The organism is Thiemannella venezuelensis (assembly GCF_014203605.1).
Taxonomy (GTDB): Bacteria; Actinomycetota; Actinomycetes; order Streptosporangiales; family Streptosporangiaceae; genus Planomonospora_A; species Planomonospora_A venezuelensis.
On sequence record NZ_JACHJJ010000007.1, the window covers coordinates 18,114 to 30,650 of the forward strand.

Below are 12,537 nucleotides of genomic sequence, written 5' to 3' on the forward strand. Positions count from 1 at the left end.
TTCCTCACGGTAACGTCGCCCTGGTCATTGTCGGGGCTTTTCTTTGCCCACGGGAAGGGTGCTCGCCGGTGCTCCGCATGGATCTTCTCCTGCTCGACCTCGTGATCGTCTTGGCCGCCGCGCGGCTCCTCGGGGCCGCGGCCAGGCGGATCGGCCAGCCCCCGGTGGTCGGCGAGATCCTGGCGGGCATCCTGCTCGGCCCCACCCTGCTCGGCCCGTTCCTGGGCGACGCCCTGTTCGGCCCGGAGATGAAACCCCCGCTGCAGGCCCTGGCCAACGTCGGGCTGGTGCTCTTCATGTTCGTCGTCGGCCTGGAACTGGACCAGAAGCTGGTGCGGGGCAAGGGCCGGATCGCGGTGACCGTCGCGCTCGGTTCCACGGTGCTGCCGTTCGTGCTGGGCTGCGGGCTCGCGCTGGCCATCGCGGGCGATCACGTCGGCGGGGAGAAGACCCTGTCCTTCGTGCTGTTCATGGGAGCGGCGATGGCCGCCACCGCCTTCCCCGTGCTGGCCCGCATCCTCACCGACCGGGGAATGCAGCGCATCACGCTCGGCGGCCTCTCGCTGGCCGCCGCCGCGGTGATCGACGTGCTCGCCTGGACCGTGCTGGCCGTCGTGGTGGCCATCGCCGGGACCGGCGACGCGGAGGGGCAGTGGAAGGTCGCGCTGGCGCTGCCGTACGCGCTGGTGATGTTCCTGGTGGTCCGCCCCCTGCTGGCGCGGCTGGTGCCCGCCCGGGAGAAGGCGGGACGGCTGACGCCGGGGCTGCTCTCGCTGGTGCTCATCGGACTGATCGGCTCGGCCTGGGCGACCGAGTGGATGCACGTGCACTTCATCTTCGGCGCGTTCCTGTTCGGCGCGGTCATGCCCCGCGAGGGCGCCGAGCAGCTCATCCACGAGATCCTGGAGCGCCTGGAGCAGCTCGCCGTCCTGCTCCTGCTGCCGATGTTCTTCGTCGTGGCCGGGCTCAACGTCAACCTGCGGGAACTGGACCTGTCCAGCCTCGGCACCCTGGCCGCGATCCTGGCGGTGGCGATCGGCGGCAAGCTGCTGGGCTCCTACGCCGCGGCCCGCACGCAGGGGGTGCCCGGACGGCAGTCCTGGGCGCTGGCCACCCTGCTGAACACCCGCGGGCTCACCGAGATCGTCATCCTCACCGTCGGCCTGCAGAAGGGCGTGCTCGACAACGAGCTGTACTCGCTGATGGTGGTGATGGCCCTGGTCACCACCGGGATGACCGGCCCGCTCCTGCGCAGGATCTACCCCGACCGGCGCATCGCCCGCGACATCGCCGAGGCCGAACGCGCCGCGCTGGGAGAGACCGCCGCGCACCGGGTGCTGGCCGTCGTCCCCGCGCCGCCCGCCGGGCAGGGGCCGCTGGTGGACCTGGCCTCCGTCCTGGCCCGCGCGGCCTCCCCCTCCGAGGTGGCCCTGGTCCACCTGCGCCCCTACCCGAACGGCCGGCTGGAGGTGGGCACCGGCCTGTCGTCGGAGCTGGCCGAGATGGCCGGGACCCTCCAGGAGCTGGAGACGCTCGCAGCCGGGGCCCGTGCCCGGGGCTCGGTGGCCAGGGTGGTGAGCCGGTTCGCCGCGGACGTGGCCGCCGAACTGCCCGAGGTGACCGCCGGGGCCCGGCCCGACCTGCTGGTGCTGCCCGCGGACATGCCCGGCCACGCGGCCGTCCGGACGGCCGCGGAGTGCCGCGTGGTGACCGTGCTCCCCCCGGGCCGTCCCGACACCGCCGACGCGGGGACGGCCGGCGCGGGGACGGGACCCGTCGCGGTGCACGCCGGCCGGGGCGGCTCCGACGCCGCCGTCCACGTCGCGCTCGTGCTCGCCCTGCTGGACGACCGGCCGCTCGTCGTCACCGGCGGCGGCCGGACCGGCGCCCTGGTCCGGCGGCTGGCCGGGCTGGGGGTGGCGGTCACGGCGGGTGAGGTCCCGCCCGGCGCGCTGGTCGTGGCCCCCGACACCGCGGCCGCGCCGGCCGGTGCGCACCTGCTCGTCCGCGCCGAGCAGGATGCCGACCCGGTCGACTGGGCCGCCGCGGTCGCCGCCCTGCGCGCCGTGCCCGCGCCGGCGACCCGGTCCTGAGGCGCGGGCGGTACCGCTAGCCGTTGCGGTGCGACTCGTAGCGCATGGTGCGCGAGACGCCGATCCGCACGGTCGTGCCGGGCGCGACCGTGACCGGCTCGTTCGGCGGGATGTCGTAGAAGTTGGGGTCGTTCGGCGGCTGGATCTGCGTGCCGTTGACCGATCCCAGGTCGACCAGGTTGACGTCCCAGCCGTCCAGCGCCACCCGCAGATGGCGCCGGGAGACCGAACCGTCGGGGCTGGTGACCTTGGCCGGGCGGACCGAGCCGTCGGCGACCTCCGGGGCCCGCTCGGGGTCGCGGCCGAGCAGGTAGTCGGTGTCGAGGCGGAGCGTCATGCCGTCGTCGAGCAGGAGCACGCCCAGCGGCGGGCGCGGCCCCTTGTAGGGGACGAGCGTGCGCTGCACCAGCGCGATGCCGCAGACCGCACAGTACGGCACCCGCGGATCGTTGAAGTGGTCGTTCTTGCAGTCCACGCCGTAGACCAGCGGGCGCGACTCGGGCTCGGGCTGCACCGGCATCTCGGGGGCGGTCTGCGAGGGGCCGCCGGGGGTCAGCAGCTCGTACTCGAACGACTCGTGGCGGAAGTCGACGGGGTCGCCGCCCATGCCGTTGGCGCGGGCGGTCTCGATGTCCTCGTGCCCCGCCATGACCGGGCCGGGGCCGGAGGGAGGGCCCTGCGGCGGGATCTGCGGCATGGGCTCGGAGTGCCAGCCCGCCGGGGCGGGAGCCTGGGGCTCCATCGGAGGTGCCGTGTAGGGGTCGGCGGGGCCGAGCGGATACGGCGGCGGACCGGGCGGGGCCGTCTCCACCGGGGGCCCGGACCGCTCCATCGGCGCCGGGCCGGGGTCCAGCGGCGCCCCCCAGTCGGGGACCGGCGGCGGGCCGGGCACGGCGGCCCCCGCGGCGGGCTCGGGCGCGGCGGGCACGGAGAACTCGGGCGCGGGCTGCGCCTGGTGCGCGGAGGGCTCCGGGTGCGCGGGAGGCGCCGGGTGCGAGGAGGGCACCGGGCGCGCGGAGGGCACCGGGCGCGCGGAGGACTCGGAGGGCGCGGGAGAGGCGGCCGCCGGCCGCTGCGCGGACCACGGCGCCTCGCCTGCCTCGGACGGGTCGCACTCGACCCCGCCGCCGACGACCACGCCGCTGTCCAGCCGGGCGAGCCGCTGCGCGGCCCCGGCCTCGGGCAGGCGGAGCTCGACCCGGGTGACCGGGCCCGGCACCAGCCGGTCGGACCAGGTGAGGGCGTCGCGCCCGGCGAGCCTGACCTCCCCGCCGGCGCCGGTGACCGACGCGGACGCAGGGCCGCTGACCAGTACGGCCACTCCCTCCGGCACGGGACCGGCGACGGCGCACGCCACCGGCTCGCCCATCATGGAGGCCAGCACCTGGGCGACGCGCCGGGCCAGCGCCCGTCCGTCCCCGCCCGAGGCGGCGGTCTCCCGGACCGCCCCCAGCAGGTCCTCCGCCACGGCCTCGGCCGCGTCGCACACCAGCAGCAGTCCGCCCACATGGGCGACCAGCCCGTTGCCCGGAAGCGGACGCACCGCTCCGAAGCCCTGGTCGGTCACAGAACTCTCCCTCCCCGGAAACGCCACCGGATGAACGGCACCCTCATCGGGCCGTTCGCCACCAGCCACATCGATACCCAGACGACGGTGAAGTGCGTCCAGAACGCGGCCGGTGGGATCGGATCGATGAAACCGACCGCACCGGACCGTAGCAAAAAGTACAGCAGAAGGCCTTCGGGCACGAGCGTCAGCAAACCGAACAGGGTCGGCCAGTCCTTCTCCCACCGGAACTGCATGAGGAAGTGGTAGAGCAGCTCCCAGCCGACGCCCAGGACGCCCACCGCCACCAGGACCAGCAGGCCGGTGACGTAGAGGTCGCCGAGCGGCCCTGCGGCGCCGGGCACGACCGGCATGACCAGCAGCGTGATGACCACACCGACGGTGGCCAGCAGGAACAGGCGCGTCTGGATGCGCCCGATCAGGGTCGGAACCATGAGAACACCTCTTCCTTACACCGGCGAGTTGAAGACCCACTTGAACCACTGCGAGGTCGAGCGCAGCGGCCCCATCTTCCGGACGAAACCCCGTCTGGCCAGGTCGTCGGCGATCTCCTGGGCCGCGATCTGCAGGCCGAGGAAGGTGTCGACGCCGGGGAAGTAGCCGCCGAGGGTGGCCGAGCCGGAGGCGTACAGGGCGCCGTCCCCGCTGGCCGTGCCCTTCACCTCGAAGTGGCGCTCCACGTCCAGCCGCCCGACCGGGTTGCGGCCGGCTCCGCCGTACGTGAGCAGGTCCGCGAAGACCCGGTGCTCGGCGATGTCGGCCTCCAGGCCCGTGCAGTCGATGATGTAGTCGGCCACCGGCTCGCGGACGATGCCGTCGCTGCTGCGCACGTAGCTGACCAGCCGGCCGTCGGGGGCGCGCTCCACCCGGTCCACCGTACCCTGCACGGCGTGGTAGTAGCCGCCCGAGCGCCCGGCGCGCATCTGCTCCTGCCAGCGCCGCCGGTAGGGGGTGTTCGTCCCGCCCATCTCCTTGTACTTCTTGGCCCGGTCGGCGCCTTCGAGCTTGCGCATCTCCGCCTTCAGCTGGCCGCCCCACACCGACTTGGGGTAGTTGAAGCCCTGGTAGGCCCAGCCGTCGCCGCCCTTGCGCCGGGCCCAGATGTGGGGTCCGTGCGAGCCGGTGACGAAGGTCCGGAAGATGTGGATGATCTGGGTCTTCAGCCCGAGCCGCTCCCGGTCGTCGAACAGGCGCTGGAGCACCCGGGAGGCGACGATGCCGCCGCCCCGGATGACCACCGTGCCGGGCCGGGTCTTGAGGAACTCGTAGACCTGCTCGTGCGGCTCGTAGGCGTTGACCACGTGCTGGTAGTCGGAGTACTTCGTGCGGAACTCCTGCAGGTCGGGCAGGAACTTCAGGCCCGGGTAGCCGACCGCGATGTGCACGAACCGCGAGCGGAAGACGATGCGCTTGGTGGGCGCGGCGCCCTCGGGCGGGGTGACCACGGTGAAGTAGCCGCCCCCGGACCGGCGGCGCACCATCCGGACCTGGCCCTTGACCAGCATGTCCCAGTAGCCGATGCGCTTGGCCTCGCGCTCCAGGTTCTCGAAGACCGTCCCGGCGCGCGGCGTCCAGTAGTCGTTCAGGAGGGGCTCGGTGAGCAGTTGCCACAGGTAGGCCGGGTTCTTGTCCTTCCAGGCCTCCTCCAGCGCGTAGGAGGGGAATCCCCAGAGGTTGTCGGGGCGGGAGGAGGAGTCGGAGCGGATCCGCTCACTCCGGGGGATCTGCGAGCACCTGGTGAGGAACTCGTAGGTCTGCCAGGGATGGTCGATGTTGGACACGACCCGCATCTGCGAGGTCGGGACACCGTAGATCCGCAGGTAGTCGAGGGTTACGAAGGAGCCGATACCCCCACCCGCGGTGAGGAAGGGGATGTCGTACATCGGGATTCCGGCGGACGCGACCATCTGGTCCGTCCACTCCGGAGCGCCGAGGAGCTCCGGAGTCAGGTCACCGGCCGAGGCCGGCGTATGGGGGGCTGCCAATTGATGCGTCCCTTAGCTCCGTGGCCAACCGGGTCAGTTGACCAGAACACTAGTCTCGGTGCGCGCCGAAAACGAGGGGACGAACAGGGCACTCTTCCCCCGGTTTCCCTCGAGTGCCGCTCACCGGGCGCCTGAGCGCCGTCCGCGTCCCGTTTCCCCGCACCCCTTCAGACGCCCGAAACCCCCGATAGGTTCGCTCAGGCTCCGATGAACACGCGGTTCACGTCCGAGGTGGCGAGCACGCCGAAGATCTCCCCGCCCCGCTCGACGAGGAGGTACTCCCCGGCGGGGGCGCCGCGCATGGCGTCGATCAGGGACTCCCCCGCCAGGTCGGCGGCCAGCACCAGTTCCGGTTCGAGGCTGCGCGCCAGTGAGCCGACGGTCACCCAGGGGCGGCGGGCCTCCGGGGTCGCCTCCACCGCGACCTCGTTGACGATCCCGGTCGGGCGGCCCTCGTGGTCCACCACGACCATGGCGCCCGCCTGCGCCTCCGCCGTACGGCGCAGCGCCTCGGCCAGCGGCACGTCGGCGGTGACCGCGATGGCCCGGCGCGCGAGGGCGCGGGCGTTCACCTGCGGGATGCGGGCCCGCATCCGGGCTCCGACCAGCGCCTGCGTGGAGCCGAACCAGATGAAGGAGGCCAGCAGCACCGACCAGATGAGCATGAACCAGATCGGCTCCTGACCGCTCATCAGCGACAGCACGATGGGCCAGGCGACCAGCAGGACCGCCAGGACACGGCCGCCCCAGGCCGCCACGACCGTTCCCGAGCCGGAGTTGCGGGTGACCTTCCACACTCCCGCGCGGAGCATGCGCCCCCCGTCCAGCGGCAGGCCGGGCAGCAGGTTGAAGATCCCGACGATCAGGTTGGCGAACCAGAGCTGGAGGGTCAGCTCACCGAGGATGGTGTCGGGGTCCAGGATCCGCCCCAGGGCGTAGCCCGCGCCGCCGAGCCCCAGCGACAGCAGCGGCCCGGCGAAGGCCACCATGAACTCCCGGCCCGGGGTCTCCGGCTCGCGCTCGATCTCGGAGACGCCGCCGAGCAGGTAGAGCGTGATGCGGCGGACCGGCAGGCCGTACATCTTCGCGACCACGCAGTGCGCCAGCTCGTGCAGCAGCACCGAGACGTACAGCAGCACCGCGAAGGCGAGCGCCACCACGTAGGACAGCTCGGTGCTCAGGCCGGGCAGCCGCCCCAGCACCGTGGGCTGGTAGAGGAAGGTGATGAACGCCGCCACGATGAACCAGGTCGGCGAGACGTAGACCGGGATGCCGAACGGGCGTCCCATCCGCAGACCCGGACGGTCCTGGCGCGGGCTCTCGCTGCTCACCGCTGGCTCACCACTCCTCGGTTCCTCGACGCGTTTCCCCGGTTCACTGGGTCTTCCGGCCTCGATGCTACGCTCCCGCGGGCCGCCTGGCCGCACCGTGGACGCAACGCCGGTGCGGAAGGCGTCACGCGGCACGGGGCGCGAACTGTCGCCGGGGTGACCTACAGTGCGGACATGTCACTGACCGAGCCCACGATCATCGGAGCGCTGTCGCCGTCCCGCGCCGGCGACTTCATGACGTGCCCGCTGCTCTACCGGTTCCGGGTGATCGACCGGCTGCCCGAGCCGCCGTCGCCCGCGGCCGTGCGCGGCACGGTGGTCCACTCGGTGCTGGAGCGCCTCTACGACCTGCCCGCCCCCGCCCGCACCGTCGCCGCGGCCCTGGAGCTGCTGGAGCCCCAGTGGCGCCGGCTCCTGGAGGAGGAGCCGGCCTACCGCGGGATGTTCTCCGGCGAGGAGGAGCAGGCCGCCTGGCTGGGCCAGGCCCGCGCCCTGCTGGAGCGCTACTTCGCGCTGGAGGACCCCAGCCGCCTGGAGCCCGCCGAGCGGGAGCTGTACGTCGAGGCGGTGCTCGACAGCGGCCTGATGCTCCGCGGTTACATCGACCGGCTGGACGTCGCGCCCACCGGCGAGGTCCGCGTGGTCGACTACAAGACCGGCAGCGCGCCCGGTCCCGCCTTCGAGGCCAAGGCGCTGTTCCAGATGAAGTTCTACGCCCTCGTGCTGTGGCGGCTGCACGGCTCGGTGCCCCGGCTGCTCCAGCTGATGTACCTGGGGGGCGCCGGCGAGATCCTCCGCTACTCCCCCGACGAGGCGGACCTGCGGGCCACCGAGCGCAAGGTGCAGGCCCTGTGGAAGGCGATCGAGCGGGCGCTGGACACCGGCGAGTGGGTGGCCAGGCCCAGCCGCCTGTGCGACTGGTGCAACTACAAGGAGCTGTGCCCGGAGTTCGGCGGCACCCCTCCGCCGCTGCCGGCGCGGCAGCCGGGCGACACGGTGCGCAGCACCCGCGGCCCCGCGCCGCGGGCCGCCACCGACGAGATCTGAGCCCTCGGAGGGCCGGCGGGGGGGCGGACGGCCCTCCGATCCGCGGGCCGGGGTCATCCCCGGGGAGGAGGCGGATTTCCCCCTCCAGCAGGGTGGCCCGGGGTGCCGGACGCCTAAATTGATTGTGTGCGCAACACCCTCGGCGGCCTGCGACCCTGGCTCCACGACCGTCCCCTGATCACGGACGCGCTCCTCGCGGTGCTGCTGGCGGCCGCCGCCGTCCCCCTCGCCCGCGACGCCGCCCTCTTCGGCGGCCCGGCCTGGCCGGGCGGACCGGGCCCGGCGGGAGTGGGCCTGATCGTGGCCGGCTGCCTGCTGACGGCGCTGCGCCGCCACCGCCCGTTCCTCGTGCTGTTCCTCGTCACCCTCGCCGAGGTGACCCTGTCGGCCCTCTCCATGGGAGGTTCCCCGCTCTGGCCCGCCACGCTGGTGATGGTCTCCACCGTCGCCGCCCGCCGCGGCCTGGCGCTCAGCCTGTGCGCGCTCGCGGTGAGCCTCACCGGCCGCCTCGCCTCCGCGGCGGCCCGGGGCGATCTCGGCGACTGGACCGCGCAGCTGCTCGTGGCCGTCCTCACCGTGGCCTTCTGGCTGGTGGGCCGGAGCCTGCGGTTGCGCCGGGCCTACCTGTCGGAACTGCGCGAGCGCACCGAGCGGACGGCGCGCGCCCGGGAGGCCGACACCCGGGCGGCCAGGGCGGAGGAGCGCTCCCGCATCGCCCGGGAACTGCACGACGTGGTCGCCCACCACGTGAGCGTGATGACCGTGCAGGCCGCCGCGGCCCGCCGGGTGCTGGCGAGCAACCCGGACGGGGCCCGCGAGGCGCTGTCGGCGATCGAGGAGACCGGCCGGACCGCGATGGCCGAGATGCGCAACATCGTGGGCGTGCTGCGGACCGACCCGGCCTCCCCCGCCGAGCGGGGGCCGCAGCCGGGTGTGCAGGAGATCCCCGCGCTGGTCGAGCAGATGTGCGAGGCGGGCCTGCGCACGGAGCTGCGCGTGGAGCGGGCGGACGGCGGCGCCCGGGAGGCGCGGGAGGCCCGGGAGGCCGTCACCGCCGGGGGCCCGAACCCCGGTGGCGCGTTCCCACCCCTGCCCGCGGGAGTGGATCTGGCCGCCTACCGCCTGGTCCAGGAGGCGCTGACCAACAGCATGCGGCATGCGGGAGCGGGCGCGCACGCCTGGGTCACCGTACGGCACGGGCCCGGCGAGCTGACCGTTCACGTCGAGGACGACGGTCAGGGCCCCCGCGCCGCCCGGGCCGAGGCGGGCCGGGCCTCCGGCGGGCGGGCCGCCGCCGAGCGGATCGGACACGGACTGGTCGGCATCCGCGAGCGGGTCGCCCTCTATGGTGGAGTCCTGCGGATCGGCCCGCGCACCGGGGGCGGATTCGAGGTAAGGGCCCGTTTCCCGATCAAGGACTAGTCCATGACGATCAGAGTGCTGCTGGTGGACGACCAGCCACTGCTGCGCACCGGTTTCCGCCTCATCCTGGAGGCCGAGCCGGACGTCACGGTGGTCGGCGAGGCGGGGGACGGCAAGGCCGCCCAGGACCAGTCGCGGGCGCTCCTGCCCGACGTGGTGCTGATGGACATCCGGATGCCGGGCGTGGACGGCATCGAGGCGACCCGCCGCATCGTGCGCGAGGCCGCCGGCGGGGCCCACGTGCCCCGCGTGCTGGTGCTGACCACCTTCGACCTGGACGAGTACATCGTGGAGGCGCTGCGCGCCGGCGCCAGCGGCTTCCTGCTGAAGGACGTCCCCCCGGACGAGCTGGTGCAGGCCATCCGGGTGGTCGCCGCGGGCGACGCCATCGTCGCGCCGAGCGTCACCCGGCGGCTGCTGGACAAGTTCGGCGCCCACCTCCCCTCGGCCCACCAGCAGTCCACCCCGGCCCGTCTCGACCGGCTCACCGAGCGCGAGCTGGAGGTGCTCCGGCTGATCGCCCGCGGCATGTCCAACGCGGAGATCGCCGCCGAGCTGGTGGTGAGCGAGACGACGGTCAAGACCCACGTCGGCAACGTGCTGACCAAGCTGGGCCTGCGCGACCGCGTGCAGGCCGTCGTCCTCGCCTACGAGACCGGCCTGATCACCCCCGGCGCCATTCCCTAGCCCGCCGGGAGGTGGCGCAACGTGGGCAACACGGTGATCGGACCGGTGGTCGCCGCGGACCCCGCCGCGACGGCGCCTCCCCGCCGGGCACCGCTTCCGCCCTGAGGCCGGGCCCCGGGCGGCTCCGGAGCACCGGGACGCACCCGGCTCCCCGGGGGGCCCGGTTCCCCGCGGTGAGGGGCTCGTCAGGACGAGGGGGTGCCCACCTCGGTGGCGGCGGGGTCGTGGGCGCCGGCGGCGGCCCGGACGGCGCCCGCCGCGATCTCCTCCGCCCAGTGGCAGGCGACCTTGCGGCCGGGGCGCGTCTCCCTCAGGGCGGGCACCTCGTCGGCGCACCGCGTGGGCCGGCGGAACGGGCAGCGGGTGTGGAAGCGGCAGCCGGGCGGGACGTCCACCGGGGACGGCAGGTCGCCGACGAGCAGGATCCGCCGCCTGCGCTCCTCCACCTCGGGGTCCGGGATCGGGATCGCCGACATCAGGGCGATCGTGTAGGGGTGCAGCGGCTGGGCGTACAGCGCGTCGGAGGGGGCCTCCTCCACCAGCGCGCCCAGGTACATCACCCCGATGACGTCGCTGACGTGCCGGACGACGGCCAGGTCGTGGGCGACGACGACGTAGGTGAGGCCGAGCTGCTCCTGCAGGTCCTCCAGGAGGTTGACGATCTGCGCCTGGATGGAGACGTCCAGCGCGGAGACCGGCTCGTCGGCGATGATCAGCTCGGGGTTGAGGGCGATCGCCCTGGCGATGCCGATGCGCTGGCGCTGCCCGCCGGAGAACTCGTGCGGGTAGCGGCCGGCCGCCCCGGAGGGCAGGCCCACGAGGTCGAGCAGCTCGCGCACCCGCCGTGACCGGTCGCCGGTGAACCCGTGGGCGCGCAGCGGCTCGGTGAGCACCGACTCCACGCTCTGCCGGGGATCGAGGCTGGCGAGCGGGTCCTGGAAGACCATCTGCATGTGCCTGCGGAGCCTGCGCATGCGTTCGGGGCTCTGCCCGCCGAGGTCGGCGCCGTTGAACAGCACGGTGCCCGCGGTGGGCTCCACCAGGCGCAGTACGGCCTTGCCGAGCGTGCTCTTGCCGCAGCCGGACTCCCCCACCAGCCCGTAGGTCATGCCGCGCGCCACGTCGAGGTCGACGCCGTCCACGGCGCGCACGTGACCGGCGACGCGTTGCAGCAGCACGCCCCTGCGGACGGGGAAGTGCACCTTGAGGCCGCGGACGGACAGCAGCGGCTCGCCGGATGGCGCCGGGCCGTTCCCCTGGCCCGCCTCAGGCGAACCGCGCAGCGGGTCGCTCTCCGGGGAGCCGCTCGTGGCGCCCCGCTCCGGAGGATCCGGCCTGGAAGGACCGGTCGAAGCGCTCACGGGTGCACCACCTTCGCCTCCGGCGAGTCGGACGGGAGCGGGTTGACGCAGCGCAGGGCGTGGCGCCCGCCCTCCAGATCGGGGGCGTCGGGGGTGCACGCCTCGACCCGGTTGGGGCAGCGGGGCGCGAACGCGCAGCCCCGCGCCCAGGGGATGGTGTCGCGGGGCGAGCCCTTGATGGGTTCCAGGCGGACGCCGCGGGGCTGGTCCAGGCGGGGCACCGAGGCGAGCAGGCCGCCGGTGTAGGGATGGCGGGGGCTCGCGAACAGGTCGTACCGGGGGGCGCGTTCGACGATGCGGCCGGCGTACATGACGTGGACGGTGTCGCACATCCCGGCGACCACCCCCAGGTCGTGGGTGATCAGGACGAGGGCGGTCCCGGACTCGGCCACCAGCGTCCTGAGCAGTTCCAGGATCTGCGCCTGGATGGTGACGTCCAGGGCGGTGGTGGGCTCGTCGGCGATGAGCAGCCGGGGCCGGCAGGCCAGCGCGGCCGCGATGAGCGCGCGCTGGCGCATGCCCCCGGAGAGCTGGTGGGGGTACTCCCGCAGCCGCCTGGACGGGTCGGGGATGCCCACCCTGCGCAGCAGGTCGGCCGCCTCCCGGCGCGCCTCGCCGTTGCCCAGGCCGCGGTGGCGGGTCAGCACCTCGGTCACCTGCGTGCCGATCGGCACCACGGGGTTGAGCGAGGTCATCGGGTCCTGGAAGACGACGGCCAGCTCCCTGCCGCGCAGGGCGCGCAGCTTGTCGGGGGGCAGGGCGAGCAGGTCGGTCCCGTCGAAGGCGACGCCGCCCGTCACGTGCACGCCCCGCTTCGGGAGCAGGCCCATGATCGCCAAGGAGGTGACGGACTTGCCGCAGCCCGACTCCCCCACCAGGCCGACGGTCTCACCGGGGGAGACGGAGAAGCTGACGCCGTCCACGGCGCGCACGTCGGCGCGGCCCCGCTGCCGGAAGACCACGGTCAGGTCCCGGACGTCGAGAAGGCTCCCGGGGCTCCCGGGGCTCCCGGGGCTCGCAGCGTTCGCAGGACCCATCGGATCC

General features: G+C 73.9%; 10 protein-coding genes. 4 read left to right on the forward strand and 6 right to left on the reverse strand.

Translation table 11 applies throughout. The annotated features are described in order from the left end of the window. Positions 1-77 precede the first annotated feature (77 nt). Positions 78-2,093 carry a cation:proton antiporter gene (locus FHS22_RS12580; RefSeq protein WP_184941307.1) on the forward strand — a complete coding sequence of 672 codons (2,016 nt, stop codon included), beginning with the start codon at positions 78-80 and terminating at the stop codon, positions 2,091-2,093. A 16-nt stretch (positions 2,094-2,109) separates the two neighbouring features. On the opposite strand, the gene FHS22_RS12585 is transcribed toward FHS22_RS12580, so the two are convergent. The 4 genes from FHS22_RS12585 to FHS22_RS12600 form a co-directional block, all read right to left on the reverse strand. Continuing rightward, the gene (locus tag FHS22_RS12585) at positions 2,110-3,660 is read right to left on the reverse strand and encodes an FHA domain-containing protein (protein WP_184941309.1); all 1,551 of its coding nucleotides are present in this window, start codon (positions 3,658-3,660) and stop codon (positions 2,110-2,112) included. After that, positions 3,657-4,094, reverse strand: a complete 438-nt coding sequence (locus FHS22_RS12590) for a hypothetical protein (protein ID WP_184941311.1) — start codon at positions 4,092-4,094, stop codon at positions 3,657-3,659. Before FHS22_RS12590 ends, FHS22_RS12585 begins: the two co-directional genes overlap by 4 nt. Positions 4,095-4,109: 15 nt before the next feature. Next, a complete protein-coding gene (locus FHS22_RS12595) occupies positions 4,110-5,645 on the reverse strand; it encodes a hypothetical protein (protein ID WP_184941313.1) in 1,536 nt (511 codons plus the stop codon). A 197-nt stretch (positions 5,646-5,842) separates the two neighbouring features. Further along, positions 5,843-6,934 carry a site-2 protease family protein gene (locus tag FHS22_RS12600; RefSeq protein ID WP_184941667.1) on the reverse strand — a complete coding sequence of 364 codons (1,092 nt, stop codon included), beginning with the start codon at positions 6,932-6,934 and terminating at the stop codon, positions 5,843-5,845. Positions 6,935-7,150: 216 nt separating this feature from the next. Here FHS22_RS12600 and FHS22_RS12605 point away from each other — a divergent pair, with 216 nt between their 5' ends. The 3 genes from FHS22_RS12605 (at position 7,151) to FHS22_RS12615 (ending at position 10,132) form a co-directional block, all read left to right on the forward strand. Further along, positions 7,151-8,023, forward strand: coding sequence for a RecB family exonuclease (locus tag FHS22_RS12605; RefSeq protein WP_184941314.1), 873 nt, complete (start codon positions 7,151-7,153; stop codon positions 8,021-8,023). Positions 8,024-8,149: 126 nt separating this feature from the next. Beyond that, the gene (locus tag FHS22_RS12610; protein WP_184941316.1) at positions 8,150-9,445 is read left to right on the forward strand and encodes a sensor histidine kinase; all 1,296 of its coding nucleotides are present in this window, start codon (positions 8,150-8,152) and stop codon (positions 9,443-9,445) included. A gap of 3 nt (positions 9,446-9,448) precedes the next feature. After that, a complete protein-coding gene (locus tag FHS22_RS12615; RefSeq protein WP_184941318.1) occupies positions 9,449-10,132 on the forward strand; it encodes a response regulator in 684 nt (227 codons plus the stop codon). A gap of 185 nt (positions 10,133-10,317) precedes the next feature. Here FHS22_RS12615 and FHS22_RS12620 read toward each other — a convergent pair whose 3' ends face one another. Both FHS22_RS12620 and FHS22_RS12625 read right to left on the reverse strand, forming a co-directional pair. Continuing rightward, on the reverse strand, positions 10,318-11,358 hold the full coding sequence (locus FHS22_RS12620) for an ABC transporter ATP-binding protein (RefSeq protein ID WP_275955160.1): 1,041 nt from the start codon (positions 11,356-11,358) through the stop codon (positions 10,318-10,320). A gap of 131 nt (positions 11,359-11,489) precedes the next feature. After that, positions 11,490-12,530 (reverse strand): ABC transporter ATP-binding protein, encoded by a 1,041-nt coding sequence (locus FHS22_RS12625; protein WP_184941320.1) that lies wholly within the window; start codon positions 12,528-12,530, stop codon positions 11,490-11,492. Positions 12,531-12,537 lie beyond the last annotated feature (7 nt).